Here is a 26681-nt window from a genome sequence, read left to right as displayed (position 1 = left end):
CGCGTCAACGTCCTGTGGGCCCTGATCCGTGACCGACGCTGCTACCAAGTCACGCTTCCAGCTTCCGCAGCCGGTTGACAACAGCATTAGGAAGCGAGGGTGAAGTCGTCGGGGTCGAGGGTGACGCCGAGGTGCGGGGCGAGGAGGTGGCCGGCGAGCAACGGCGGGACGGCGTTGCCGATCTGCGAGAACTGCTGGCCCTTGTTGCCCGCCCAGGGGTAGTCGGCGGGGAAGGTCTGCAGGAGGCCGGCCTCGCGGGCGGTGATCCGGATCGGCTCCGGTACAGCGGGGGCGTCTGTGTCCTCGGTCGGTGCCGAGGCCGCTTCGGCGACCCAGGTGCACTCGTTCGCCCGGTGCCCGAAGAACAGCGTGCCTGCCGGTTCCTGGATGGACCGGACGGTGGCGTTGGCCTGGTTGTTGCTGCGTAGCGACCAGGACCAGCGGTGCGCCTCGGCGGTGAACGTCGGTGCCGGAGCGCTGGCAGCCAGGTTCATACGGGTGCCGTGCCGCGCCGCCCAGCCAGCTCCTTCGCGGCGGGATTCCAGGACCACACCGTCCGGTCGCGGCATCCAGGTGCCACGCTCCCGGGCGTCGGACAGCGTCTTGCGGGAGCCCGAAGGGAACGGTTCGGGCCCGCCGCCGGGCCCGCCGCCGGCGCAGACGGTGGGAACGGGCCGGTCGGTCGCGCCCCACCCCAGCGCCTCGGCCATGCTCACCCAGCGGGCGCGGCCCGGACCGAACAGCCCGTCGGGCTCGTCGACTTGGGCGTGCGTAGGCGTGGGAGGCTGTGCCGTACGGACCCGGGACGCGAGGAGGATGGCCCGCCTCCTCGTCTGCGGAACGCCGAAGTCGGCGGCGTTCAGGATGCCGGTCCAGACGGAGAAGCCCCATGTGCGCAGGATGGCCGCGTACTGGCGCCACAGCGGCAGCACGTCGGGGACCTCCTCCATGGCCACCCACTCCGGCTCGCCGACCGCGTTGAGGGCGTACAGGTAGCGCATCGGCTCGGCGGCCAGCAGGGAGCGCTCGTCGCGACAGGCAGCCAGGAGCTGCTCGCGGGTGTCGCGGCCGGTGGCGAGGTCGGCGACCGCCTGGTGGACCAGGGGCTGGTCCACCAGGCCGAGGCGCTTGCCGGCCATGGACCATGCCTGGCAGGGTGGGCTCGCGATGAGCCCGGCGGTTTTTCCGAGGAAGGGCCAGATGGGATACAGCGCCACGTCGGTGCGAATGGTCAACTGCCCTGCCGCCGCACGGGTTTTGCAGGCCCACTCGTCCCATTCCAGGCCCACGTCCCGTACGCCGAGGATGTTAAGTGAGTGGCTCCATCCCCCCGGTCCTGCAAACAGGTCCAGGATGGTCAAGAGGCCAGTCCGAAGTCGTCCTGTACCGGCTCGGCTTCACCGCGGCAGGCCCACGGGGAGCAGCCGTCGGCGACTCCTTGCTCCAGCTCCTCCAGGTCGGGTCCGCTGTCGGCGAGTTTTTGCTGCATCGCCGCCCATTCGGCGGCGGTGACGTGATCGATGGGAGCTTCGCCGAGAGGAACGCGGGAGCGGTGGAGAAACGCCTCGCCGAGCAGACGGTTGCCGGTGGCGTTTGCGCGGGCATTTCCCTTGCGGATGGCCGCGTCGAACTCCACCACGTCCTCCCATTCTTCCGGGGAGTTTTCGCGGATATGACGCCACTGGGCGTTTCCGTGGAAAGGGCAACCGAGGCAGCTCGATTTCGGAGTGTCGGCCAGGCCGAGCGACGTCAGGTAACGGACGCAGTCGCTTCTTGACCAGCCCATGTCGATGAGCGGGTGCCGGTTGCGCATGTACTTGACGTCGGCGTCCTTGGCCCGGTGGAACTCGTCGGTGGAGATGCCGACCCACTGCTCGACGAAGATCCCCTTGGGGATGCGTGCCGGATAGGGGTAGCCGAGTATTTCGCGGACCTTTTTCTTGATCGGCTTAATTTTGTATTCCCCTGTGCTTCTCTGCACTTCACCCGTTCGTGTCATGCGGGGCAGATAGTTCGTCAATGGGTCTCCTTTGCTGGTGTGAGGGGTGTGAGTTCCAGGGCCGGGCCGGTGGGAGTGGCGCGCCGACTTGGGGTATCGGAACGGCAGCCGCGTTCCACGTCATTGCTTGCGGTGTGCTTGCTGGCATCCGTAGCCGGGGGAGGGAAAAGGGGCTGCGGAGGTGGGGCGGGTCCGGTAACGTCCCGGCCGTGCGTTGATCTTCAGGGTGGTGGCATTGCGGCCGCCGCAGACGGAGTGACCGCTCTCCCGTCGGCATGGCGGCGAGGGCTTGTAGGTGTGTGCAGTCCGTCCAACTCACCGGAGATCACCAACATGCTTCCCAAACTGACCTATGCGGAGTTGCTCAGCCGCGTTGCCAGCGACCCGGCCGTCGTCGGGCTTGTGCTCAAGGGCTCCCATGCTCACGACGGCATGGCCACCGAGTATTCGGACCGCGATGTGTACGTCGTCCTCGCGGAGGGTGCGGATACCGGTCTCTCGGGCCTCCACGGTCATCGTTCTGCTGAGCTCGATGTCGTCGTCACCACGGTCGACCAGTTCCGTCAGCTCGACGGGCATGAGCGCTATGCGCTTTCCCGCGCCCGCATTGTGATCGACCGGCTCGACGGTGAGATCGCCGAGATCGTCGCCGCCAAGGGGCGACGTGACCGTGCCGAGGCGACAGCAGCGGCAGCCGGTTGGCTGGACGCCTATGCCAACTCCCTATACCGATCTGTCAAGAACGCCCGGGACGGCAACCTGCTGGCCGCCCATCTCGACGCGGCCGAAAGCATAGGTTTTCTGCTGGAGCTGCTGTTCGCTCTGGATCGTCGTTCACGTCCCTATAACAAGTACCTGGATTGGGAGCTGGCCAGGTTTCCCTTGCCAGGGTGGGTAACGGGCCCGTTCCTGGACAAGATCGGACGGATCGCAGGAACGGGTGACGTGGACCTCCAGCGGAGCCTCTTTGCCCAGGTCGAGGCTGTGGCACGCCAAGCCGGCCACGGTCCCACGCTCGATGCCTGGGGCGAAAATCTGCTGTTGATGCGTCCGGAGCTGAACCACAAGGCGAAGTGATCACTCCTGGCTTTTCCTCGTTCGGGACCTGGGCTGGGGGATACCCAGGTCCACGGCCGGACGCTGAGCTCGGCGCTGTGTCTCGTCTCGCTTCGCGCGGAGGAAGGTGAGGGTGAGGTCGATGCCTTCGATCTCACCGACCCAGCCCTCGGCCTCGGCGCGTCCTCGACGGTCGATGAGGTCGGCTTCCAGCTCGGTGAGCCGGGCAAGCATTTTGGGGTTGACGTGGAGCATCGGGCAGCGGATGCAGGCTTCTCTGAACTTTGGGGCCGTGCCGTCCCAATGCCTCTGATCTGCAGCTGTTTGAAACCGAATGGATGCCAGAGGAATCACAGGAGTGTTCCGGAGAGCGAGAGCCGTTCCGCCTGCCGCCTCGGTACTGTGACTTCGCATGACCGACACCGAGATCGACATCACCGCGGACCTGGTCCGCGACCTGCTGGAGGAGCAACATCCAGACCTTGCCGGGCTGGCCATCCGGGAGGTGGCGGGCGGCTGGGGCAACCAAATGTGGCGTCTCGGGGACGAGTTGGCCGTGCGCATGCAGCGCATGGACCCCACCCCGGAGCTCCAGCTGAAGGAGCGGCGGTGGCTACCCGTGCTGGCCCCGCGCTTGCCGCTCCCGGTGCCGACCCCGGTGCGGTTCGGCGAACCGTCCGAGCGCTTCCCCAAGCACTGGACCGTGATGACGTGGGTTCCCGGCGCGCCGCTGGACCACGGCTCGATCAGCCGCGGCGACCACGCGGCCGACACGCTGGCGGGCTTCCTCCGGGCACTCCATGTGGAGGCGCCCGCCGAGGCGCCGATCTCTACGGACTTCGGTGCCCATCCCAGGAACTGCACGGACGGCTTCGAGAACTTCTTCCAGGCCGTTGCCCCCGACGACATCGCTGCCGACGTCCGGGCCGTCTGGGACGACGCCGTTGCCGCCCACGCATGGGAGGGTCCGCGGGTCTGGGTGCACGGCGACCTCCATCCCGCAAACGTCGTCGTCTCGGACGGAACGCTCTCGGGCATCGTCGACTTCGGTGCCATGTTCGCCGGCGATCCGGCGTGGGACCTCGCCGCCGCATGGGTGCTGCTGCCCGCGGGCACGGCCTCACGGTTCTTCGACATGTACGCGCATGCAGACGAGGCGGCGATCCGGCGCGCCCGCGGGCTGGCCGCTATGAAGAGCCTCTTCCTGATGCTCATGGGGCAGAACGGAGATCGGGGCCTTCCCGGCGGCAAGCCGCACTGGGGACCTGCAGGCCGGGCAGCACTTGATCGTGTTCTGAAGGGCGTTTGACGCACGCTTCTTAAACCTGTTCTCGATCTTGATTGAGGGCCATGCGGCAGCCCACCTTCGTGGGGTCATCGATCGCCACGCATGGTGGGGATGCCAAGGTCCACGGCCGTATGCTGCCCGTGGCCCCGATCGAGCTGGCGGAGCTTCTCCTCGGCGCCAGCCAGGCTGACCTGGAGACCCTCGACCTCGCCGAGCCAGCCTTCCGTCTCGGCTTCGGCGATTCGGGCGATCAAGTTGTCGTGGATCTCGGCAAGCCGTGCCCGTTGGGCCGGGTCAGGCCGGAGGAGCGAGCATCTGACACAAGCGTGCTCATGGATGCAGGGGGATCCGAAGGCGCGTGCGCAGGTGCCGATGGACACCTTCCGCTTCTCGAAGTGGGCGAGGAAGGCGTCCCACTCCTCCTCTGTCGGGATCCGGTACTCCTCGCCGGGACGGGAGGCCCGTCGGCGGGCGATGAACGCCCGGTGGGCCTCGATCGTCTCGGCAGGGTAGACCGCCTTGTATCCGATCGTGGTGTCGATGCTCTTGTGACCGCAGATGACCTGGGCAATGTGCGGGGGCAGTCCGTTCATGATGGCGTCGGTGACGAAGATCCTTCGAAAGTCGTGGGGAGAGAAGGACAGTGCCTCACCTTCGGCGTTGGCCAGCCCAGTCGCGGCCAGCGCATTGATCAGCAGTTTGCGGATCGCGGTCGGCGTGAACGCGCGGTACTCGGAGCCGATGCCGCGCTGGAACAGCAGCGGCATCGGCGGGTTCCAGACCTTCTCGCGGACGTCATAGGCGGCCACCAGCGGAACCATCCCGCCGGGGCCGCGCAGTCGACTGATGATGGCGCTGAGGACATCGGCGAGTTCCGGGCTGACCAACAGGAGTCGCTCGGTGTCGGTCTTGGACGGAGCGATCTGCAGCAGCGGGACGACCTCGCCGGTGGCCGGGAGCCGGTACTGGGTGACGCTGTGGTGCGTGAGTTCCAGGAGTTCCTCGTTGCGAACGCCGGTCAGACGCAAGACCTCGATCGCGGCGAACGCCCAGAAGGCTTCCTCTTCTTCAAAGGACAGGTTCCGTCGGCGCCCGCTGGAGGTCTCTTCGGCCCACGTTAGGTGGCCTGCGGCTTTCGGAGCGATGGCTCTGCGCAGGGCCCCGCCGGTGCCGGGGATCAGTTCTCCGGGCTCGGTGTCTCCCGCCGCCTGGAGCAGGCCGGCGGCTTTACGGCGCCGCCGGTCGGTGGTGCTGACCAAGATGGGAAGGACGGGCAGCCGCTCGCGGGTGCGCTGATCCATCCGGGCTTTGCGTCTCTTGCGTTCCTTTGCCTTGTGGATCTCGTCGTCGCTGATCGGACAGGGCACGGCCCATGGCCCCCAGCGGGCCGGTTCCTCGGCCGCCCATTGCGCGATGTCGAGGTAGAACGCTCGGACGCGCATGAGTTCGTCCTTGGCGTTGAGTCGCGGGCTGGAGACCTCGACGCTCTTGCCGTCGGGGCCGACGACGTTGCGCTTCTTGACTTTCAGGTCGTCCTTCCAGGCGCGAGCCACCGCCGGGGGCAGCCGCAGTGAGTCGATTCCCGGCGCCAGAGCTTCGATCCGGGCCCAGAACAGGCCCGCGAGCGTGCGCGAGATCGCGTCCAGGCTGGCGAAGTCCAGCGATGGTTGGCGCTCGCGCAGATAGTCCACGATCACGTCGCGTACCGGTTGGCACCGGATCCGGTAGCGGTCCACCAACTCTTCGATGCTCAACTGGCCCAGAGCGAGCCCGAAGGCACGAATCGTGGCCGGGGCATCCTCGGGGAAGATGCCCATGGCCCGCAGCCGCAGGTAGAAGTCGACCTTCTTCTGCCCGCCGCGGGCGTGCACCCGGCGCTGGGTATCGACGAGCTCCACGCAGTCGCCGACGGTGATGTCGCCGATCCGTCCGCCCTTGCAGGCCAGCAGGGTGGCGATCCGCGTCGCGGCGATCTGCGCATCCTTGCGCGAGCTCGCTGGCCCGGCGGCGGCCAGCTGGTGCAGGCGCGCGAATCCGTCCGGGTCTCGAACCTCGGCCATCACAGAGGCGAGATACCGGTGCGTGCGGGTGAGCATCCACGGCAGAGCAGGACGGATGACGTCTCCGCAGATCAGCATGAGCAGCCCAGAGGTCAGGTCTTCCCGGTCATGCGACGGTGAGGGCCCGCGCTCGCTCAGCCACCGCTGTGGGAGCTCCACCCAGGCGGCTCCGCACAAGTCCTCGGCCCCCGTAGCCATCCAGCGCTGCTGCCACGTATCCCCGGGCTGGCTCGACAGCCAGTGCAGCAGCTTGGTCACCCCACGGCGGCGTCCGGCTCGGGTGCCGTTCGCCGCAGGGAGGAACGGCGGCGCCGTCAGGCGTCGCAGCGTCTCCTCAGACGACTGCGCGGTCTGGGACCACCACCGTTCTGCGGTCCGGGCCGGGAACTGCTCCCGCAGCCGGCTGTTCCGCGCCTGGGCCTGCTCAGCGGTCGCGTTCGTGATCTCCAACGTCTTGCGCGTCGCGTGTTTGACGACGGCTGTCATGACGAGCGCCCGAACAGGACATCCAGCGACGCCGGGTCGTAGCCCGGTGCCGGCGGCGGAGGCGCCGACTGGATGTCCTCGCGGGCCTGGCGTGCGTGGTGCGCCAGCACGCCGGCCACTACCTCGTCCTTGTGCGGCATCAGATATACCTCCGTGGCAGACAGGTGAGCGTGTCCGAGCACCCACTGCACGTCGGACAGCGTCAGCTTCGGGTCGCGCACCATGCGGGCGGCCGCGCTGTGCCGCAGGTCATGAAGGGTCCAGTCGGCGCCGAGCGAGGCGTTGACGCGCTCGAACATCCGGTGGGCACCGTGGTAGGTCAGGGGTCGGATCGGGTCTCGCCGTGTCCACCACACCGGCTGGGTGCGGCCTCGCGCAACCTGGCCTTGTACCTCCTGCTGGTAGAGGCGCAGCCACACGAATGCGTCTGCCGACGCCGGCACCTGCTGGACCGCCCGCGAGCCCTTGCGCACCACGCTGATCAACTGCTGGCCAGGGTCGACATCCCGCTGACGCATGCCGATCAGTTCCGAAGCCCGCACCCCGGTGGAGATCCAGAAGGCGACCAAGGCCCGGTCGCGGTTGGAGGGCAGCGCCGCGAACAGCTTGTTGAACCATGGTTCCGGAATCGAGCGCGGGATCCGCCGCGGCAGGCTCGGCCGGTAGCGGCCCACCCGCTCGGGCCTCCAGCCGTCCATCGGATTGTGGTGCGCGTGAGCCCGCCCAGAGCGGCGGGACAGATCCAGCGGGAACGGGTTGAGCAGCGGGCCGGTCCCCGCATCGCGGTGCACATCGTAGAACCGGCGCAGGACCGTCTCGCTGTGCACGACGGTGGCCGGAGCGTATCCGGATCCGGTCGACGGCTTCCCGGTCACCGGGTTCGCAGCACCGGCTCCCCGTACCGCTCGCGGGCCCTGGGCCTTGATCTTCCTGGGTTTGGTGGTCTCTTGGATCCAGCAGCTGAAGTCGCGGGCTTCCCGACGGGTCGCCCGGTCCCAGGAAACGTCCACGGCCTGCAGGAACCGCCACCACCGCAACAGATCCATCCCGTAGGAACGGACCGTTGACGGTGCTTTCCCCGCGGCCAGCAACTCCTGGAAATAGACGGCGACCGCCTCGACGGCCGCTCCGTCGGGATCGATCAGCCGGTAGGGCTCGTACCGGTCGCCGGTCTCCACCAGCCGACCCCACCGGGGAACCGCCAGGGCCGCCAAATCTCTTCGGGGAGCATCGTTCATCACGACCGGTGACCGTAGTGCCCGAGGACTCCATCCGCCCACTGAACTGGGCAATCTCTGGGGTTCGTTCAGTCAACGGGGCATGTTCGTGCTGGCAGGGGGTGCCGTAGGGGCGTCCGCAAGAGCCGAGTTCGACCTTGCGGCGGTCGAAGTGCTCCTCGAACTCGGTCCACTCCTGCTCGGTGGCGTCCCGGTACTCTTCCGAGGGCCGGACCTGGCGCCTCTGGTGGAGGTGGGCCTGGTAGTGGCGGACCACGTCCTCGTCGAAGACGGCGACGTAGCCGCGGGTGGTCTGGATGCTGAGGTGGCCCAGCAAGGCGGCGCCGATGTGGATGGGCAGGCCGCTGTTGACCAGTTCGGTGGCGAAGATCCTTCGGAAGTCGTGCGGGGTGAACTTCAGCCCGCGGAATCCCGGGTGGGTCTCGGCCAGGTCCTCGCAGCGTCGGCTGATCATGTGCTGGATGGTGCCGGGGTTGAAGATCTTCGATCCGATCGCTCCGTTCTGGCGTTGGAAGAGGAAGGGCATCGGCGCACTCCAGACCTTGTCGTGCGGGTCGTAGCGACTGACCAGGGGAATCGGCTTCCCCCGTCGGCCGTGGCGGCGGATGATCGAGGCGATGACGTGGAACAGTTCGGCCGACATCGGGATGACGCGCTCGCGGTCGGTCTTGGACGGCGCGATGACCAGCAAGGCGATGACTTCGCCGTTCGCGCGCTGGTACTGGCGGATGCTGAGGTGCGTCAGCTCGCACATCTCCTCGATGCGGACGCCGGAGTGCCGCAGTGCCTCCACCGCCGCCCAGTCCCAGAACGCGGCCTCCTCGTCCGCTTCGATGTTCACCAGGTCGCCGGAGTCCAGGTTCAGAACGCGGGTAGGGACGGCGTCACCGTGCCGGAGAAGCTTGCGGTCCGATTCGCTGATCACCCGGCGGTAGGCGGTGCCAGCATGGCTGAACTCCTCGCCGTCGGCGGCCTGGTCGGCGCGTGCGAGCAGGAGCCGGGCCTGGTCGTAACGGGACTCGACGTGCTCGACCAGGATGGGCAGGAGGGGCTGGCGCTGCCGGGTGCGGTCCGCAGAACGTTCGGTGCCCTTCCGCCGACGGACGCCCAGGCCGTGGAATTCACCGGGCGGGACTGGACACGGTGCGACCCAAGCCGCCCAGCGTTCGGGTTCGTCGGCAGCCCAGGTGTGCAGGTCGTAGTAGAAGCTGCGGACCGAGATGACGATGTCGTCCTGGCCCATCCGGTGGGTGCCGTCGTCCTTGAGACGGATAGTCTCGCGCCAGCGTGTGTAGAGATCCGGAGCGATCCGAAGGCCCTGCTGGCCGGGGTTGAGCTGTTCGATCTTCACCCAGAAGTGTTTGACCAGCAGAAGCGCGAGCTGCTTCATGCTGGAGTAGTCGAGATCGGCGCGACGCCGGCCGAAGTAGTCGATCAGCAGACCGCGGACGGCCTGGTCGCGGACCCCGTACTGGTCGACGAGCTCCTCGATGCTCCGCTGGCCGCGCATCATCGCCGCCCGCATGGTCGTCGGCGTGGAGGTCGGGAACCGGTCCATGGCGATGAGGGCCGTCCACATTCCGTGCCCGAACAGGCGGTTGGAGGCAGGTTGACCGGGCTGGAGACGGCAGCGGGCCAGCCGGTTGTCGTGCGCGTACTGAAGGATCGACGCCGGCGTGACGTCGGCCAGCGCGACGCCCTGATAGGTGAGGAGGGTGCACATGTCGAGTACCGCCTCCCGCTGGTGCTTGAGCCGCAGCTCCTGTGCGGCGATGTGCTCCTCGAAGGTGACCAGCAGCGGGTCGTTCTGCGCGGAGATGAACAGGGGCGTGAAGTTGTTGAGCTGGTTCCGGCGGAAGGCGAGCATCGTGGGCTGCACGACGCGGAGACAGAACAGCGTGCGGACCCCAGGGGTGATCGCGAGGCCGGTCGTCCTGCGGGCTCCGAGGCTGTTCGCCTTGATCAGTCCCTTGCCCAGAGGACTGGCATCCCACCGCTCCTGCCAGGTCTGACCGGGGTGGGTGGACAGGTACTGAAGGATCCCTCGGGTGGCCTGGGCGCGCTGGTGCCGTGTGACGGTGGAGGCGTCCTCCCAGACGTCGAAGGCCAGCTTGGAGATGTGGTTGATCGTGGCACCGGACAGTTCCCCGTGCGGGCGCGGTGGTGTCTTCGCGATCGCGGCCTGCGGCTTCATCGGGCCGCCCACGAATCGGCTGGGGAAGGTGAGCCCCTCCAGGATGGGCCCGTGTCGGCGGCTGACCCCCGTGGTCGGGCTGGCCTGTGACCTAGGCACCGAACACCGCCTTGATGTCGTCCGCGGAGTACCCGGTGGGGTAGGTCATCGCAGGTCGGGGGGTGCTGTAGTGCTCGGCGAGCTTGTCGAACATCTCCTCCACCCGCGCGGTGAGGTAGCGGCTGGTGGTCTGGATGTTGGCGTGCCGCATGATCGCCTGGACCTCGACCGGGGTGAGTTTCCCGCCGTTGGCCATCCGGGACGCCGCCGTGTGTCGGAGGTCGTGCAGGGTCCAGTTCGTGCCCAGCAGCTCGTTCGCCCGCTGCATGATCCGGCGCATCGCCCAGTAGGACAGAGGCCGATCGCTCCCGCGACGGGTTCGCCAGACCGGCTCGCCCTGGGGAGGCGTGCCCGCTTCGTCGAGGTAGCGGGCCAGCCGGACGAACGCCTGCGGTGAGGCCGGCACCGCTTCCCTCTCCCGGGTGCCCTTGGAGATCACGTAGATCCGCTGGCCGGACCAGTCGATGTCGTTCACTCCGACCCCGAGGAGTTCGACCGCGCGGGCGCCGCTCGAGACGTAGAACTCCATCAGGGCGCGGTCGCGCTCGCAGCTCATGCAGTCGAACAGCTCGTCCCAGAGCCGGTCGGGGATGGAGCGGGGCGGTCGGTCGGAGACCTTCTGCCGAAGCCGTGCCCGACCTACAACCGCTCGCGGCTCCAACGGGCTTCGGTGTGCGAGGGCCCGTCGGCGGTGCGGCGAGACAGGGACAGGGTTGACCACCGGGCCGTTGCCCTGATGGGCGTGGAACCCGTAGAAGCCGCTGATTACCGACAACGCGTGGTTGATCGTCCTCGGCGCATATCCGGGGCGGAGTGCGGGCTTGCTGGTCCTGAGGTTCACCGATCCCGGCGCGTCTCCGCCCGGCCGCGTCCGATGGCGCTGCGGATTCGAGGCAGTCCGCAGCCACCCTGCCAGCACCGCGACCTCCGCCTCAGTCGCCTTCTCCCAGGCCACCCCCAGCAGCCACAGCAACCGGAACCACCGCAGCAGGCCGTACCCGTAGCTGCGTACCGTCAGCGGACTGCAGTCGTTCAACGCCAGGTCGCGCAGGTAGGCGGTAGCCGCTTCGATCTCGTCGTCGTACGCGTTCACGACGATGTACGGCGGGTGGACGCCCCGAGCGGGGACAACGGCCCCCACCCGGGGCAGCTCGGCCCGCCCCTCGATCAGTTCATGCCGCAGTTCCAAGGTGTTCCTCCTCGTCGATCGCACTGACCATCACGTCGATCAACGAGGGGAGCTGGTGCAGATAACTGTGCATTGCCGCCTGGTCATACCCGGATTTCCGTCCTTGTTCAGGACGTAGAGCGGCATCGACGCAAACCTGTGGTCGGGGTCCAGGGCATCCTTGCGTATGTTTCCGGACGATACGCGGAGAACGGGTATGCCTGCGGGTCCGGCTATTTCTTGCTCCAGCCGGTCGAGATGGGAATAGACGGCTTTAGGTTCCCATCCTGTGTCGGCGAAAATTGCGTAGTCGACCTTCGGGAGGATGCCGTGTGCGGAGAGGGCGAGCATGGCGCTGGACTGGATACCGGCACCTAGAGAAATTGCCCGGCAGGCAGGGAGTTCGGAAATGATTGGTCCTGGGGGTGAGGAGGGCGGGGGCTCGGTTCTGCGGCGAGGCGGGCGATGCGGTCGCTGATGAGCGCGGGGTGGCGGACGGGCAGCGCGTGCGTGGTGCGGGGGAGGATCTCCAGGCGGGCGGCAGGGAGTTGGGCGGCCAGCTGCTTGGTGTGGGCGGCGGGGATGTGCCGGTCGTCCGCGCCGGCCATCAGCAGCAGCCGGTCGCCGAACTGGTTGAGCGCGGTGGCGTCGCGCGGCTGGTAGCGGCGCAGGCACTGCCACAGGTCGGCGAGATCGCGGGTGCGGGTGTGGCGGATGCCGTGGCGGCACGGCGGTGGCCCATCGGCCGGTCGGTCGGGGTGGGGCGCGAGGCTGTAGGGGTGTGTGGTGGGCAGCCGGTGCCGCAGGAAGTCCACCGTGCGGGGCGCCCGGGTGCAGGTCAGGGCGGTGAGGCTGCGTCCGGCGGCCAGGAGCCAGGCGCGCGGGTCGCGTCCGGGCAGCACGCTCGCCCCGCGTGCGGTGGCTGACAGCAGCACCATGCCCCGGATGCGGGCGTGGTGTTGGGGGTGCAGGGCGGTGAGTTCCTGCAGGACGAGGGCGCCCAGGGAATGGCCGGCGAGCACGAGCGGCCCGGCGGGGACGACGTGGGCCAGGATCTGGTGCAGGTCGTCGGCGAGCTGCCGGATCGTCAGCGGTGCCTGGCCGCGCGGGGTGTGACCGTGTGCGCGCTGGTCGTAGCGCACGACGGTCAAGCCCAGGCCGGTCAGGTGCCGGGCGTGGACGCGCCACAGGTCGGCGGTGACGGACGCGCCGTGCACCAGCACGACCGCCGCGCCGCCGGGACGCGGGCGCACAGGGGTGTCGCGGTAGACGGACAGGCGAGTGCCGTCCGTAGCGGAGACCGACAACACCTCGGTGGCAGAAGGAGGGTTGCGCACAGGTAGGACTCCCAAAGGGGGGATCAGTAGGGGGCAGCCGTTCGCCGTCCGCGCCGGAGGGCCTGGGGCGGGCGAGCGCGCGGTGCCCTTCAGCGGCTGTGTCGCGCGGGATCCCGGCGGCGGACATGTTCAGCGGCGCGGGCCCGGCGTGACGGCGGGGGCGGCAACGACGGGCGGCCGTGTCGTGGTCGACCAGCGCGGAACGCTGACGGTCGGCAGTGCAGGACCGCGAGCCGCCCGGGCGCGGGCGAGGTCCCGCGGTGTGGGCGCCGCCACGGCCCGGGGCGCCGCGGGGGCGTGCGGCTTCAGCGGGCGCAGGTGGGCGTGGCACTCGCGCGGCACGCAGGCGCGTTCCCGGGAGACCGGCGCCGGATCGGCCAGAGCCGTGGCGAAGGCCGCGACCAGATGGGCGGGTGTGGCGCTGTGGAAGTCGGCCTCCCACAGCGCCCGTCGCGCCTCCGGGGCGGCAAGGATCCTCGCGCGCCACGCCTCGTCCCGGGCCACGTTGTGCCCGCCGAACGAGGAGGGAGGGCGGTATTCCAGGCGGGCCAGCCGGTCGGGCGAGGTCGCGGTGATGTGCCAGCCGTCCACGGTGATCTGCCAGCGGGCGGCGCGCAGGACCTCCCACACCATCTCCGGATGGTCATCGCGCTCGCGGTAGGGCTCGTCGTCCCATCGGCCCGCGGTGACGTCGGCGTCCAGGGCGGCGGTGACGGCGGCGACGATCTCGGGCGGGGTCTCGTCGGTGAAGGCCGCGGTCCACGTCGGTGGGGCGTGCAGATCCGTGCGGCAGCGGATCTGCCACAACGCGGTGGCGTCCGGCATCAGTTCGGAGGCTTCCGGGACGTAGGCGACGCGGAGTTGGCTGCCCATGGTCGTGACGTAGAAGTTGCCCATCTCGTCACACATGCCGTGCCAGTAGTGATGGGTCAGCGGGACGAAGGCGTCGTCACCGCAATAGGCACTGCCGGCAAGGTAGCCAGGGGCGACGAGGACATCGTCACCGGTACGGTCACGGCCGGCCCGCTGCGTGCGGCGCAGGCCGGGGTCGGGGCGGGGTTCGGGCACAGGGGAGTCCAGTGGTGGGGAAGAGACGGAGCGCTTCGGACCGCCGTCAGGTGTCGGCATTCAACGGCCCGGGCGGCGCAGGAGCTTGAGCTGTGCCGAAGAGGCCGGGCGGGAAGGTCAGCTGCGTGATCGTGTGGGGTTGGCAAGGCGCAGGTGCGCGGTTGTTCGGGCCACGGGTACAGCGCTGGCCGGGGACCGGGCGGTGGCGCGGGCAGCGTGAGCTTGGGTGCGGGCCGCCGCAGAGCGGATGGTCAGGAAGGGCAGATGGCGCTCGGGGAGGTTGTGCGGCCTGCGGCGGACCGGTGCCGGGCTGGAGAGGGCGTCGGCGGCGGCGATGATCAGGTGCAGCGGGGTGGCGGAGGTGAAGTCCGCGTGCCAGCGGGGCCCGTTGGCGGCCTCGATGCCCGCGTACATGGTGCGTTCGGCGGCAACGCCACCTTCCAACTCGGAGTGGAAGTCGGCGTCGTACTGGCGGAGGCTGAGGTAGGCGTGTCGGTCGGGTGAGTGCTGGTACTGGAAGAGGGCGTTGGCCTCGTCCTTCCAGCCGCGGGAGATGAGGACATCGCCGGGGGCGATGGGGGTGAAGTGGGGGCCGCCGGGGAGGAAGTCCTTGTGGTCGTTGTCCAGTCCGCGCATGAGGGTGGTGGTGAAGGCGGAGACGATCTCGGCAGGCCAGTCGCGGGTGAAGTGGGCGGTCCAGTGGGGGACGGCCAGTGGCGCGCGGGCGTAGGAGATCGTCCAGCCGTCGGGAAGGCGGGCGATCTGTGCGCGCAGGCAGGGGCTGGAGAACATTCGCCCGGCGGGCGTGCGTGCCTCAGCCCAGCTCGCTGCGTGCAGCGGGCGGGTGACCACGGCGGAGTTGCCGGGGCCGGCCAGATAGACGGGGCTGACCATGTGGTCCGTCGGGGCGAAGCCGGTCATCGCGTGCGTCCTGCGGCGGCCTGCTTGGTCGCAGGAGGTGTCACGGCCGCTGTTCGGGCGGGGGGCGTGGTGGGCTTGTGCTGGGCGAGGGCACGCTGGCCTTCGGCGGTGACGTGGAGGCGCTGGCCCTGGTACAGGGACGTCGTGGTGTCCACCTGGATGAGTCCTCGCTTGATCAGGGCGTTGAGGGTGGCGACGTTCACGGTGGCCCGGTCCTTGTCGATGGCCTTGAGCACGCCGTACCGGCTGATCACGTAACGGGTGCCGCCCCCTGCGGACAGCCGGGCGAGGACCGTGTACTGGCTGTCCGTGATCTTCGGCGCCGGTGTCGCCTGGTGCTGTTCGGCGTGCTGCTTCAGGTCCCGGGTGATGCCGCTGGCGAGGTAGTAGCAGCCGGTGTGGGCCAGATCGAGCTGGTGGGCGGCGTCCGCGAGGTGCTCCGCCATGGCGGGGACCGCCTCCGCGTGCCGCGCCGTACGCACGGCTGCTTCATCGGCCGGCGTGTCGGGGAACGGGGCGCCCGGCGGGCCGGGGAAGGGGGCGCCCTCCAGCGGGTTGGCCTCCAGCGCGCAGGCCAGGTCGGAGGCGGCGAGACTGGCGGCCAAGACGATCGAGGCGAGTGCTTCCAGAGCCGGGCGGCTGCCGGGTACGGCGGTGTACTGGCTGCCGTCGAGGGCGGCGAGGCGGAACATGGCCTGTTGGACCAGCTCGTTCGTGTCCACGATCTTCGCCGTGAGCTGCTGCCGGGCGTCGGTGCCGGGTGTCAGGGCGAGCGAGCGGATCTCGCTGTGCAAGTCCTCGAAGTCGCCGCCGAGTTGCCGCAGTCGGGCAATCTCGGCGTGCAGATCGATCTGGCGCATGGTGCAGTGCTCCGGGGGAGGCGGATGGTAGTCAGCGGCTGCGCCGCTGGACCGGTGCGGTGGGCGGCGGTGAGGGGGCGGCACCGGGGCGGGACGGTGCCGGTGCGATGTCCTGCGTGGTCGCGATGCCGAGGTCGACGTGCACGCGGACGCCGTGGGTGTAGAGATGGGCCTCGACACGGACTACCGCGTTCACGGCGTCGGCTGCGCCGGGCCCGGCAGCCAGCGTGTACTCCCCCGTCGTTTCTGTGGGAGTGAAGCCGTGTTGGGTGAGGACGTCGCCAGCCCGGTCCGTGAGAGCGGTGGCGGTGACCGTGCCGCCGTGGAATCGGATGGTCGCCTCGCGCTCGGCACCGTCGGTACTGGGGTGGTGTGTGGTCCAGGCGAGGTCGACGAGGTCCTGGGTGTGGGCCATGAGCCCGTAGGCCGCGACACCGGCGCGCTCGTGCGCGTCCTCGGCGGTCTCGGGCGGCAGGAGGTAGAGGGTGCGGCCCTGGTGTTCGCGGGCGGTGAATCCCGCGCCGGTCAGGATGCGGGCGGCGTTGCGGAGAGGGCGGTTGAGGACGACGAAGGTCCATCCGTCGCCGGTCGAGCCGATGAAGACGTCGTGGTGGTCGGTGAGAGCCATGGTGCTCCGGAGGGTCGTGGTGCGGTGAGCGCGATCCGGGGGTGTGGCGCAGCCCGGTCAGGCGGCCGTGCCGTAGTCGCCTTGCTGGGGTGCGTGCTTGGCGATGGCGCGGGCGGTGATGGCCTTCGACGCTCGGGCGGAGGCGGCGGACAGCTCGTCAGCGCCGGGCTCGAGGTACCAGGGGCGCAGGTCGAGCATGGCGGCGCGCATGCCGGTGGCGAAGCAGAGCGCGGTGCCCTTGGGCAGGGCACGGATCGCGTCGGCGGGCAGGATCCGCTCCTGCCGCATCGACACGGAGGTCGACTTGCCGGACTCGGAGTGGGAGGTGGAGGTGGTCTCGACGTCGTGGTCGCCGATGAGGCGGGAGAGCTTGTCGGCGAAGTCCGGGTCGTCGATGCCGGAGCCGATGACCTTCACGGTCGAGGCGGACCACATGGCGTCCATGCCGGCGTCCGACCACACCTTCTGGCCCTGGCGGTAGGACTGGAGGATGGTGATCGGGATGATCCCGCGGCTGCCGAGGTGGGAGTACAGGTCCGGCAAGTCGCTGATCTTGCACACGTTGGCGGCCTCGTCGAGGATCGCCAGCATGGGCGGGTCGAGACGTCCGCCGGCGCGTTCGGCCTGTGCGGTCGCGGCCCGCATAACCGAGTCCGCACACGCCGCGATCAGCGCACTGGCGCCCCCACCGCCATCCTTCGACAGCAGGTACAGCGTGTCGGCGGACACGACGAACGCGGACGGCCGAAACTCGGGGACGTCCTTCTGCGGGGTGACCCAGGCGGCGATCTCGCTGTTCAGCAGCGCGGCGGCGTACTGGCGGGCGGTCTCGTAGATGCCGTCCCGGGTTTCCGGCGGTCCTTCCACCGTTCCCTTGAGCTGGGCGGCGACGGCGGCGAGTTGGTGGTCGCGGAGGATGTCGAGCGGGGTACGGTCGGCGGGGAAGGCCAGCCACTGCATGACGTCGGTGATCGGCCGCTCGTCGAGGGCCGCGGCCAGGAAGAGCTGGGCGAGGATGTTGGATCCGGCCTTGGACCAGAAGTCGCCCTGCTGGCTCGCATCTACTGAGGCGGCGAGGAAGTGGCCGGCCAACCGCCCGGCGCCGTCCAGGGTTTTGGCGTCCGCCAAGGGGTTCCACCACATGGCGCGTGCGGCGTGCGCGATCTGCTGCGGGTCCATCGACCACACCTGTCCGACGCGGGCGCGGGCGTCGTAGGTGGCGGTGAAGGCATCGCCGGCGGCTTTGTTCGAGGTCAGCAGGACGGGGCCGGGCGCGGAGAGGATGGAGGGGATCGCGAGCGAGGTGGTCTTGCCCGAGCGGGGCGCCATGATGGCGACGGCCACGTCCTCGTAGCCCATGCGCACCTCGTGCCGGGTGCCCTGCAGGTTGCCGAGCAGGATGCCGGTGTCGCGGGCCTCGATGTGCTTGGCGTCCTTCAGGCTCGGGCGCAGGGAACGGGCCTTGTCGGTGATCGCCTTGGCCATCAGCGGCTCGATGTCCCGGGCCTTGGCCATGCCGGTGATCTTCTTCTTCCGGCCGCCGCTGCGGTTCTTGTGCCGGGCCCACAGGACGCCCGCCGCTGTCCCGAGGGCAAGGAGGAGGAGAACGGGAACGATGCGGGCACCGATCAGCAGGGACGTTTCTCCCGCGTCGGGCCAGACCTGCTCGGGGTGGAGCAGGGCGGTGGTCGGCTGGTAGGGGGCCCAGCTGGCTCCGGTGAGGTAGACGGTGATGTTGCCGGACAGCCAGGCGAGGTGGGCGAGGGGGACGACGACAGCGAGCACGCCGAGGAGGAGGCGCAGGACGAGGTCGTACCCGTCCGTGTTGCTGTTGGAGGAGGAAGGGGGCAAGGGCTACGTGCTTCCGGGCGGAGATGGAGGGATCAGCGGCTGCGGCTGTTCTTGGCCGGCGGCTGTCGCGAGGGGTTCGGACTCGCCGGCGAGATGGCGTGCCGGGCAGCGAGGGAGTGGACGCGCTCTTCCAGCGCCCCGGCCACGTACACCGCGAGCACGTCCGTGGCCCTACGGGTGACGACGTTCGGGTCGCGGGTCGGGAAACTGCGCCCGCTGTCCATGCGCAGCACGGGCTTTGGATCGGCGAGCGCAGCGGTGAACGCGGCGACCAGGCGGGCGGGAGTGTGCGCGCCGAAGCGGGCCTGCCACACCGGCCGGTCCCGGCCGAGTGCGGCGGTGACGAACCAGGCGCCCGGTTCTTCCACGCTGCCCAGCCGCTGGAGATACGCGGTGCCGCCGGGTGACACGAGGCCGTCGTCCGCGGAGGCGGGCGACCAACCGACCTGTTGGAGCGGCTCGCACGGATCGGAGGATGCGCCCGTCGGCGGGGCCGGATCGGTGAGGGCATCGGTGGCGGCGGCGATCAGTTCTACAGGCGTGCGGGCGCCGAAGCTCGCGTACCACGCGGGCCGGTCCGGCTCCGCGGTGTGGTGAAGGGTCCACCACTGTCCGTCGGGTTCGGGTTCCAGGCGCAGGAGGGCTTTCTGGCCGGGGCTGGAGAGCAGGACGCGCGGCATCAGGGGGTCGTCGCCGTGGCTCCAGCCGCAGGCGCGGTGGAGGGGGATGGTGATCCAGGCGGGGTCACCGCCACCGGCCAGGTGGCGCGGTGCGATGAACTCGACCTCGACAGTGTCGGGAGCCGGGGGCATGGTCACTTCCGTGCCGGGGTTCGCCGGTCGGCCGCGGGAGCCGGTGCAGGTGCCAGAGGTGAGGGGGCTTTGCGGGCGGCGGCGTTGATCTCGCGGAGTGTATTGCCATGGGTGGCCCAGTCGTCGAGGTAGCTCCACGCTTCGGCGTGGTACTCGGCGAGGGCGTCGTCGAAGGCCGTGGTGCCGGGCTTGGCGGTGGCGGGAAGGGCGTCTCGGGTTTCCAGCCACTGCTCGTGAAGTTGTTCGAGCCGGTCGAGGGCGGCGTGCAGGACACCCAGTTGGTAGACCCAGCGGCTCTGCACGGTGTTTTCCGGCAGATGGCCCAGTTGCGTCTCCGCTGTGGCCAGCAGGTGACGGGCGCCGTACCGGAGTGATTCGAACGCCTCGGCGGTGTCGGCGTCGCGCTGGCTCGCGCGCAGGCCGTAGGCGTGGTCGTCGTAGGGCCATCCGTCGAGGTCGGTGTGCTCGTCGGAGTAGGCGTCCCAGGCGTCGAGGATCTTCTTGCTGTCGCTCACGTAGTGGTCGAGGTGACGGAGGAAGTCGCGGTGTGCGCGGTGGTCGGCGGAAATGGGGGAGGTGTCCTGTCGGTTCAGCGGCGGGCGGTTGGCTGGGCGGTGTGGGCCTTCGCCGGGGTCGGTGCGGGTTTTGTCTGCTGTCGGCGGGCGGAGCGTGCCCGGGCGCGGAGCGACTCGATACGCGCGGTGTGCGCGTCGACCACCTGCTGTGGGCGCAGCGGGCTGGGTTCCTGTACGGCGTTGTAGTGGGCGGTGCGGTCGTACATGCCGCGCTGCAGTGGTGCGGGGTCGGCGAGCCCGGTGGCGAACGCGGTCACGAGGTGGTCGGGCGTGTTGCTGTCGAACCAGGCGTGCCAGATCCGGGGGCCCACAGGGTGTCCGTATCCCGGTTCTCGAGTCTCGATGTGCCAGGACGCCGTGTCGCGGCTATCGGTGTGGCGCCGTTCGATGTGGCACATCGCGTCCGGGGACTGGGCCGCGTTGTGCGCGCTGAGCTTCCAGCCCGCCGCAGTCAACGCATCCAACAAATGGGGCTGTTCGCGAGGCTGCGGAGAGACGAGGGCGTCGGTGACATGGACGAGGATCTCGGCGGGCACGAGTTCGCCGAACTCGGCGTACCAGCCCGGCTCGGCGTCGGTGGGCTCGGCCCGCAGCCGCCACCACGCGGAGGTGGCGGACTGCGGGTCGAACTGGAGGCGGTGGCGAAGGTCGGGACTGCGCAGGACGATCTCGGCACTCAACGGGTCGGAGACGACGCTCCATCCGGCGGCGGCCAGGCCGTGGGTGACATGGCGGGCATCCCCGGAACCGGCCAGGTGGCGGGGGCTGGTGTCGAACGGGATCTGCCCTGCGTGCTTGTCGGCGAACGCCGCGAGCTGCCGTTCGCTCAGCGGCACCGGCCGTACCCCTGCCCGCTCGCGAGGGCGCTGCCGTACAGGTCACGGAGATCGTCCAGCACGTAGTGGAGGGTGTGCTGGTCGGCCAGCTCCCACGCGGCCGTGCGCAACTCGGTGATCAGGAGAGTGACCTGCGCGGTGCGCGGGGTGTCCGGGTGGTCCTGTACGGCGCGGGCGAGGGCGCGCAGGGTGTCAGCGAGCTGGACGGGCAGTCCCGTGTACTCGTCGAGGAGGGGCTCGACGAGCGCGAGGGCCTCCTCGGGGTCGGGGTCCTCGCGCAGGTAGTCGGTGAGGTCAGACAGGGTTTCGGTCAGGGTGCGGATGGTGTCCGGGGTGAGTGCAGGCATCGGGCTCCTTGGAACGGGGCGTCGTCGGGTCAGCGGCGGGTCCGGGCGCCGCCGGCCGGGGTGTACGGACGGGCGGTGGTGCGCGGCTGGGTGCTTCGGGTGCTGCTCTGGGCCCAGGTGGCGGCGCGGGCGGCCGTGATCCGGGCCTGCTGCCACGCACGGAGCTGCGAGGGCTTGACGGAGACCGACCAGGTACGGATCTGCGCGCTGTGCGGCACGCGTCCGCGCGGACGCATCACGGGATCGGGGCTGGCGAGTTCGGCCGCGAAGGCTTGCACCAGGTGCATCGGCGTGTTCGGCGTGAAGTTGGCCGTCCAGCCGTTGCCCTGCCTGTCCTTCGCTCCGGTCCACCACATCGCTGCCCCGTCGGGGCTCTGCTGGTACTGCATCCACGCACTACCGTCGGTTTTGGTCGCCATGTAGTCGTGGCCCTCGAAACGCGTGTGCCAGTTCTGTTTCTCCAACGGTGCCCAGACGTTGGGGGCGTGGGCGGAGCGGGGACGGGTGAGGGCGTCGGTCAGACCGGCGACGATCTCCACCGGAGTCTGTCGGCCCAGGTGCGCCGACCACTCGCCGTTCAGGCCGTCCGCTCTGCCGTGGATGGTCCACCCGCCGGGCAGAACATAGGGGTCGTAGGCAACACGGACGGTGCGGTCCGGGCTCTCCACGACCAGAGGGCCGCCCTTCTTGGACTTGTCCCGCCATCCCGAGGCGCGCAGGAACTCCGAGACGTGGCGGACGTCGCCGCCGCCGGCGAGGGCGCGAGGCTGGACGAGGTAGTGCTGCTCGGCCTGCTCGCCTGGCCCCCAGCCCTGCCACTGCTTCTTCGTCACCGGCGCCGCCGGACCACGAGCGGTGCGGGTGACGGGGGCTTCGCCGCGGTGGTGGCGGGCTGGGTGCCGACGTGCTGCAGGGTGTCCTTGTGTTCGTCCAGGTCGAGGGTGATGTCGTGCAGTTCGTTCGAGGCGCGGCCAAGCGCGAGCCACACCTCCGCGGGGAGGGCTCCGCGTTCGGCCTGGTCCTTGGCGAACGCGCTGCCGGTGGAGACGAGGTGGGTGATGCCGCCGAGGACTCCGGCGTCCGGGTCGAGAACGCGGGCGATGACCTGCGCGGCCTGCGGCGGGGGAAGCTGAGAGAGGTGGTCGGCGAGCTGGCCGAGCTGGCGGGTGATCACGTCGGCCAGTCTCACCGGGTAGGGGGCGGGGTGGGACATGCTCCTCCGGGTCGGTGGACGGTCAGTGGTGGTGGCGCTGCCCGATGCGCTGTGTTTCTGCGAGGACGGCTTCCGGGCGGGCGTCGGCCAGCGGGGAGACGCGGTCAGGCCCGGTGGGGATGCAGGCCCGCAGGTAGCGGCGGAACAGGGCGGTCGCGAGGCGGGGTGTGAGCCGGTTGCTGATCTGTGGGGGTGTGCGGGTTGCTACGGGTTTCTCCGGGAGTCGGGGCGGTTTGGTGGGTGGCCCCGGCGCGGTGCCGGGGCCACCCAGGGGCTTACGGGGTGCGGCGGGCCGGCGCGGGCCGTGAGGGGGAGCTGGCCGGTGCCGGATGCTGCGCGGCAGGGCGGGCCGCACGGGTGCGGATGTCGCGCACGGCCTGCCGGTAGGCGGCCTCGTCGAAGACGTCGGGCGTGCAGTTGACTTCGTACCCGGCCAGGAGCAGGGCGGGGATGGCGCGGGTGGCCAGGTGCTTCTGCTCGTCCCCGCCGAGGTGTTCGGGCACGGTGTGCCAGATGTAGAGCGATTCGCCCGTGGGGTATTCGTGGCGTTCCAGGCCGAGCTGTTCCAGCAGGTCGTGGAGCCCGGCGGGGGCTCCGGTGGGCGTGTCGGCGTGGATGGTGGTCGTCAGGGCCTTGATGTAGATCTCGACGTCCGTGCCGTATTCGTCGGCCAGGTTGGCCATGTACTTTTCTCCGGGGTCAACGCCGCCGGGAGGCCGGGGGCCGGGTGGAGCTCGGCGGCGGTGCGGGGGCCGCCGTTCGCGGAGCGCGGGCGGCGTGGTTGCGGGCGTGGAGGATGAGGCGGGCGGCCCGGCTCATGGAGCTGGCGGTGTCCCCGAGCCGTGCGATCGGCTCGGGTTCCTCACCGGGCGAGGCCCCTTGGAGGTCACTGGCGGCGATCCAGGCTCGGACGACGACTTCTCTGGTGAGGGGCAGCAGCCCGGTGACCGGGGCGGCGATCTCGGTCAGCACCTCGGCCCTCGTGTTCGCCGTCCGGGGTGGCCAGCGCGTTCAGCGCGGGGTCGAGGTGGACGCTGTGGCCGGCGGCGAGCAGGGTGTGCGAGGCGGTGGCCGCCTTCAGACGCTGCTGCTCGACGGGCAGGTCGTGGGGAAGCCGGTGATAGTCCCCGCGAGGCCCGGCCGCGGACAGGAACCCGCCGGTTCGCTGGAGGATGTCCGCCGCCTTCTCGGTGCCGCCTATGGCGACGACCAGGCCGCTGCGCGGATCCTTGGTAATGGTGACGTACTCCAGCACCCAGAAGTCGGGCTCCGTCTGCCTCATCGCCCGCGGGCTGCCGGTGCGCGGGTGCCCGCCGGAACCGGCGGCACGGACGCCGGGGCGGACGTGGGAGCGGTCCGGCCAGCGGGATGCTGCAGGCCGGTGCCGATGCCGATTGCTTCCAGCTGCGGGCCAATCTCGCGCAGGGCACGGGCCTGCGCCTGGGTGTCGTTGCCGCCCAGACGGTAGATGCCGCTCTGCGGGTCCTGGGCGAAGCCGTGAGCGATGAGGACCGTCCCGGCACGGTTGTCGACGGGCGCGGTGGCGACGCTGCCGTCGGGCTGCCAGGTCAGGACGATCCGGTCTGGCTGGGAGGGCTGGAGGCTGCCCAGGGCGTTGTGGCGGACCTGGGCGAGCGCGGTGTCGTAGCGGGCGAGCAGGTCGCCGGCGACCTGCTCGGCGCTCAGGAACGGATCGTCCGCCAAGGCGATGCCGTTGGGCTCGGGGACGGCGCGGTACGCCTCGTCGGGCAGGGCGCGCGGGGCGACGGCGGCGATGAGGAACCCGTCGCGTTCGTCGTGCCGGTCCAGAAGGACGAGCTGGGCGCCGTCCGGGCGGCTCAGGACGGCCGCCTGCTGGAGCGGATGCTCGGCGAGGGAGGCAGCGACCAGGTCCAGGTCCCATATCCGTTCCGAGAGTTCGGCGAGGTCATCCTTGGCATCCGGCGGGAGGTGGGAGCTGGTCCAGGCGTCGGGGAGTTCACCGGCGAGGACGTCGGCGTACGAGGCGAGGCGCTCGGAGGTGTCGTGGTGGTCGTGCATGGTGTCCTTGGGCGAGGTGGGAGTCAGCGGCGCAGTCCGGCGGCCACCGGGGGCGGCGGGGCCGGGAGCGTGCGTCGCGGGGGCGGGCAGGCGCACACGGCGGAGCGCTCGCGTTCAGTTGCGGGGACCTCTGCGCCGCAGGTGCTGCGGCCGGGGTGCGGGGCGTGCCGGTCGGCGAGCGCGTTGCGGGTGCCGGAGAGGTCGGTGCGGATGATGCGGAGGTGCTCGTCGGCGAGATAGCGCAGCCGTCGGGCGATGTGCGGGTCGGCCGCCTGGCCGAGCCCGTCGTGGAAGTCGGCGGTGGCGGTGAGGACTTCCTCCAGCGCGGCGAGGACGCCGTCGTGGGCGGCGGTCAGCTCGGTCAGCGCGTCGGCCGTCTCGTCCCTAGTGGTGGCCTCGCGAATGCGCTCGGCGAGGTGGGCGACGGACGAGCCCAGCGGCAGGTAACTGGCCGGACGGGCATCGGTGTCGAAGTCCTCGTCGCAGTCGACGTGGTATCCGTTGGCTCGGAGACGGGCAACGGCGTCGGTGGCGAGACGATCCTCGTCCTGGTCGGCCAAACCGGTGGGGGCGCGGTGGTAAGTCTCGTGGACGCGGACGACGGCGACGAACCCCGCCCGCTGCAGGACGCTGTACGCCTCGGAGTCACCGCCGCGGGCTAGGAGTTCCCAGGAGTGCGGGTCGCGGCGGATGTCCAGGAAGCGGTCGGCGAGGGGCAAAGAGACGTTTCTCCTACGGCGATCGGTGGGTGGTGCGCCGAGCCGTGGGTGGTGCGGCGGCGATCCGGGGCTGGACCAGGTGGGCGGCGGTGCCGGCCAGGTCCTGCTGGATGGCGTGGAGACGGCGGGCGAGCAGCTCCAGGCGGTGAGCCGCGTCGGTGCCGGCCGCTCCGGGCTGGCGGGCGACCCGGTGCGCGGTGTGCTCGATGAGTCCGCGGACCGCGGCCAGTGGGCCGGCCTGTTCGTCGGCGAGTTGGGTCAGGACGCTCGCGAGCTGGGCCGATGCCGTGGGCGCCGTCCGGATGGCGGGCCGCGCCGTGGGCCCGGTGCGAACGCGGAACAGGTGGAGGTCCTGCTCGATGCGGCGCGCCTCGTCCGAGAGGCGCCGCAGGATGTCTGTGGGCGGGGTGTGCCAGGCGCCGTCGAGGTGGATCAGGTTGGCGATCAGATCGAGGCGCTGGGGCTGGGCCTGTACGGCGATCCACCGGCAGCCGTGCTCCTTGCCGGGGATCTCGATACCGGCGGCCCGCGCGAGCCGGTGGGCGGTTTCGGCCCACTCCGGTCCGGTCAGCTGACGGTCGTCCGGGTGAAGCCGGACGTCGAGGTGGAGGATCGCCCGCCGGTCGTCGTCCGGGCTGGCGGCGAACGGGTGCTCCAGATAAGGGTCTTCGAGGTGCTCGGCCCACTGGACGGACGTCCAGATCTTCTGCTCGTCGTCCAGGGTGTAGTAATCCAGGCCGGGCCAGTGGGCGACGACCGTGTACTCCGTCAGGCCCTCGTTCGGGGAGACCGGCCGCCCCAGTGCCTCGGCGAGCGGGTCGTGCGGCGTGTGCGTCCGCTCGTGGAGGCGGGGGATCACCGGCCGCCCCGGATGTCGGCGATGTGCACGAGTTGGCCCAGGGCGGTGGTGGTGTACCAGCCGCAGTCGATCAGCTCGTTGCGGCCGGCGAACCGCGCAAGGAGCGTGTCCTCCATGGCCCGCAGGTAGATCAGGCAGTCCGGGCAGCGGCGCGAGAGGTGCACGAGGTAGCGGGGGTGGGCGGTGACGAAGGACTGGGCTCCGCCGGTCGCATCACGCAGCCGCCAGCCGTCCTCGTCGGTCGGGGTGTGCCAGGACGGGGCCACGACGCGCATCGCATCGCCCCACAGTTCCCCGCCGGCCACCCCCTTCAGGACGACGACGGTGTCACCGGCCTGGAAGTGCTGGTGCGTGATGTCCCGGTCGGGGGTGAGCGGGTCGGGCGTCGGCGCGAACGCCGAGGTGGGCGGGGGCTGGGACATGAGTTCCTTCCACGCAGTTGCTGGCGAGGTGGGAGCATCAATAGTCCGGAGGAACGCCGGTTTGGCTAACCGGCGTTTCCCGGCTATGTTCCCCCGGCCGTTAGCGGAACGGGTTCTCCGTCCCGCGGTCCGCCTCACTGGCTGCGTCGAGGAGTTCGAGCAGGTCAGCGCCTTCGGCGTCGCGCTGGTCGATCCACCATCCGGCACGGGTGATGGAGCGCGCCTTCTCCTCCAGCTCCGCCCAGTCCGCCTCGTCCCAACTCCCCTCGACGACCAGCGCGGTGTGCGCGGCTGCCATCAGCTGGTGGCGGGAGCGCTCGCCCCAGTCCAGGGCCTTCTCCCGTCCCTCCAACTGCGGCATGTCGAACTGCTTGGCCCACGCGACGGCTGCCTCCTGCTCCTCGGCGCGCTTCGCCGCGAGCCACTCCTCCTTAGACTCGGAGTCGACATCGCGCGCCGCCTTCCAGCAGTCGCTGCAGTCCTTCGATGCGAGCCAGCGGGCAAAGCCCGCCCGCTTATCGGCAGGGCGATTGGACAGGTCATGATCCACACGGTGGGAGCAGGCGTGCTCCACGGTCCACTGCGTACGCACGGCCATAAGTCGG

At 70.1% G+C, this 26681-nt stretch carries 27 protein-coding genes and 2 pseudogenes; 2 read left to right on the top strand and 27 right to left on the bottom strand.

Going from position 1 to position 26681, the window contains the following annotated elements:
* Positions 1-86 precede the first annotated feature (86 nt).
* Both AB0D57_RS27600 and AB0D57_RS27595 read right to left on the bottom strand, forming a co-directional pair.
* Positions 87-1361, bottom strand: coding sequence for a DNA cytosine methyltransferase (locus AB0D57_RS27600; protein ID WP_362078448.1), 1275 nt, complete (start codon positions 1359-1361; stop codon positions 87-89).
* Complete coding sequence (locus tag AB0D57_RS27595; protein WP_362078445.1) at positions 1358-2020, bottom strand: hypothetical protein; 663 nt, start codon at positions 2018-2020, stop codon at positions 1358-1360. Before AB0D57_RS27595 ends, AB0D57_RS27600 begins: the two co-directional genes overlap by 4 nt.
* Before the next feature lie 312 nt (positions 2021-2332).
* On the opposite strand from AB0D57_RS27595, the gene AB0D57_RS27590 reads away from it, so the two are divergent.
* Positions 2333-3076, top strand: coding sequence for a hypothetical protein (locus AB0D57_RS27590; protein WP_362078442.1), 744 nt, complete (start codon positions 2333-2335; stop codon positions 3074-3076).
* Here the strand turns inward: AB0D57_RS27590 and AB0D57_RS27585 are convergent, their stop codons facing one another.
* Complete coding sequence (locus AB0D57_RS27585; protein ID WP_362078439.1) at positions 3077-3310, bottom strand: recombinase; 234 nt, start codon at positions 3308-3310, stop codon at positions 3077-3079.
* Positions 3311-3467: 157 nt separating this feature from the next.
* On the opposite strand from AB0D57_RS27585, the gene AB0D57_RS27580 reads away from it, so the two are divergent.
* Entirely contained in the window at positions 3468-4364 is an 897-nt protein-coding gene (locus tag AB0D57_RS27580) for an aminoglycoside phosphotransferase family protein (protein WP_362078436.1), read from the top strand.
* A gap of 65 nt (positions 4365-4429) precedes the next feature.
* Here the strand turns inward: AB0D57_RS27580 and AB0D57_RS27575 are convergent, their stop codons facing one another.
* The 24 genes and pseudogenes from AB0D57_RS27575 to AB0D57_RS27460 all read right to left on the bottom strand — a co-directional run bounded on the left by AB0D57_RS27575 (position 4430) and on the right by AB0D57_RS27460 (position 26674).
* Positions 4430-6889, bottom strand: coding sequence for a site-specific integrase (locus AB0D57_RS27575; protein WP_362078433.1), 2460 nt, complete (start codon positions 6887-6889; stop codon positions 4430-4432).
* Positions 6886-8067, bottom strand: coding sequence for a tyrosine-type recombinase/integrase (locus tag AB0D57_RS27570; protein WP_362078430.1), 1182 nt, complete (start codon positions 8065-8067; stop codon positions 6886-6888). Before AB0D57_RS27570 ends, AB0D57_RS27575 begins: the two co-directional genes overlap by 4 nt.
* 382 nt (positions 8068-8449) lie before the next feature.
* A pseudogene (locus tag AB0D57_RS27565) lies at positions 8450-9370 on the bottom strand (site-specific integrase); the annotation flags it as partial.
* A gap of 1042 nt (positions 9371-10412) precedes the next feature.
* Positions 10413-11609, bottom strand: a complete 1197-nt coding sequence (locus AB0D57_RS27560) for a site-specific integrase (RefSeq protein ID WP_362078426.1) — start codon at positions 11607-11609, stop codon at positions 10413-10415.
* Between the two features lie 66 nt (positions 11610-11675).
* Positions 11676-11939 (bottom strand): annotated as a pseudogene (locus AB0D57_RS27555) (hypothetical protein); the annotation flags it as partial.
* 23 nt (positions 11940-11962) lie between these two features.
* Entirely contained in the window at positions 11963-12925 is a 963-nt protein-coding gene (locus AB0D57_RS27550) for an alpha/beta hydrolase (protein ID WP_362078423.1), read from the bottom strand.
* 129 nt (positions 12926-13054) lie between these two features.
* Entirely contained in the window at positions 13055-13993 is a 939-nt protein-coding gene (locus tag AB0D57_RS27545) for a DUF317 domain-containing protein (RefSeq protein ID WP_362078420.1), read from the bottom strand.
* Between the two features lie 117 nt (positions 13994-14110).
* The gene (locus AB0D57_RS27540; RefSeq protein WP_362078417.1) at positions 14111-14914 is read right to left on the bottom strand and encodes a DUF317 domain-containing protein; all 804 of its coding nucleotides are present in this window, start codon (positions 14912-14914) and stop codon (positions 14111-14113) included.
* The gene (locus AB0D57_RS27535) at positions 14911-15774 is read right to left on the bottom strand and encodes a hypothetical protein (protein ID WP_362078414.1); all 864 of its coding nucleotides are present in this window, start codon (positions 15772-15774) and stop codon (positions 14911-14913) included. Before AB0D57_RS27535 ends, AB0D57_RS27540 begins: the two co-directional genes overlap by 4 nt.
* A 31-nt stretch (positions 15775-15805) precedes the next feature.
* The gene (locus AB0D57_RS27530; RefSeq protein WP_362078411.1) at positions 15806-16402 is read right to left on the bottom strand and encodes a hypothetical protein; all 597 of its coding nucleotides are present in this window, start codon (positions 16400-16402) and stop codon (positions 15806-15808) included.
* 57 nt (positions 16403-16459) lie between these two features.
* Positions 16460-18253 carry a TraM recognition domain-containing protein gene (locus AB0D57_RS27525; protein ID WP_362078408.1) on the bottom strand — a complete coding sequence of 598 codons (1794 nt, stop codon included), beginning with the start codon at positions 18251-18253 and terminating at the stop codon, positions 16460-16462.
* A gap of 32 nt (positions 18254-18285) precedes the next feature.
* The gene (locus AB0D57_RS27520; protein ID WP_362078405.1) at positions 18286-19065 is read right to left on the bottom strand and encodes a DUF317 domain-containing protein; all 780 of its coding nucleotides are present in this window, start codon (positions 19063-19065) and stop codon (positions 18286-18288) included.
* 2 nt (positions 19066-19067) lie between these two features.
* Complete coding sequence (locus tag AB0D57_RS27515) at positions 19068-19580, bottom strand: hypothetical protein (protein ID WP_362078402.1); 513 nt, start codon at positions 19578-19580, stop codon at positions 19068-19070.
* A 74-nt stretch (positions 19581-19654) separates the two neighbouring features.
* Positions 19655-20476 (bottom strand): DUF317 domain-containing protein, encoded by an 822-nt coding sequence (locus tag AB0D57_RS27510; RefSeq protein ID WP_362078399.1) that lies wholly within the window; start codon positions 20474-20476, stop codon positions 19655-19657.
* A complete protein-coding gene (locus AB0D57_RS27505; RefSeq protein ID WP_362078396.1) occupies positions 20467-20823 on the bottom strand; it encodes a hypothetical protein in 357 nt (118 codons plus the stop codon). The genes AB0D57_RS27510 and AB0D57_RS27505 overlap by 10 nt, the downstream gene beginning before the upstream one ends.
* Before the next feature lie 29 nt (positions 20824-20852).
* Positions 20853-21656 (bottom strand): DUF317 domain-containing protein, encoded by an 804-nt coding sequence (locus AB0D57_RS27500; protein WP_362078393.1) that lies wholly within the window; start codon positions 21654-21656, stop codon positions 20853-20855.
* Positions 21653-22036, bottom strand: a complete 384-nt coding sequence (locus tag AB0D57_RS27495; RefSeq protein WP_362078390.1) for a hypothetical protein — start codon at positions 22034-22036, stop codon at positions 21653-21655. Before AB0D57_RS27495 ends, AB0D57_RS27500 begins: the two co-directional genes overlap by 4 nt.
* A gap of 275 nt (positions 22037-22311) precedes the next feature.
* Positions 22312-22719, bottom strand: coding sequence for a hypothetical protein (locus AB0D57_RS27490; protein ID WP_362078387.1), 408 nt, complete (start codon positions 22717-22719; stop codon positions 22312-22314).
* Between the two features lie 203 nt (positions 22720-22922).
* Positions 22923-23318: a hypothetical protein gene (locus AB0D57_RS27485; protein WP_362078384.1), complete on the bottom strand. Its 396-nt coding sequence runs from the start codon at positions 23316-23318 to the stop codon at positions 22923-22925.
* Positions 23315-24076 (bottom strand): hypothetical protein, encoded by a 762-nt coding sequence (locus tag AB0D57_RS27480; RefSeq protein WP_362078381.1) that lies wholly within the window; start codon positions 24074-24076, stop codon positions 23315-23317. The genes AB0D57_RS27485 and AB0D57_RS27480 overlap by 4 nt, the downstream gene beginning before the upstream one ends.
* 23 nt (positions 24077-24099) lie before the next feature.
* Positions 24100-24795: a hypothetical protein gene (locus tag AB0D57_RS27475; protein ID WP_362078378.1), complete on the bottom strand. Its 696-nt coding sequence runs from the start codon at positions 24793-24795 to the stop codon at positions 24100-24102.
* A 13-nt stretch (positions 24796-24808) separates the two neighbouring features.
* A complete protein-coding gene (locus tag AB0D57_RS27470) occupies positions 24809-25654 on the bottom strand; it encodes a relaxase/mobilization nuclease (RefSeq protein WP_362078375.1) in 846 nt (281 codons plus the stop codon).
* Complete coding sequence (locus AB0D57_RS27465; protein ID WP_362078372.1) at positions 25651-26076, bottom strand: hypothetical protein; 426 nt, start codon at positions 26074-26076, stop codon at positions 25651-25653. The genes AB0D57_RS27470 and AB0D57_RS27465 overlap by 4 nt, the downstream gene beginning before the upstream one ends.
* A gap of 100 nt (positions 26077-26176) precedes the next feature.
* Entirely contained in the window at positions 26177-26674 is a 498-nt protein-coding gene (locus AB0D57_RS27460) for a hypothetical protein (protein WP_362078369.1), read from the bottom strand.
* Positions 26675-26681 lie beyond the last annotated feature (7 nt).

The sequence above is a fragment of the Streptomyces sp. NPDC048275 genome (genome assembly GCF_040652275.1).
Classification (GTDB): domain Bacteria; phylum Actinomycetota; class Actinomycetes; order Streptomycetales; family Streptomycetaceae; genus Streptomyces.
This window is presented reverse-complemented; position numbering and strand designations above follow the sequence as displayed.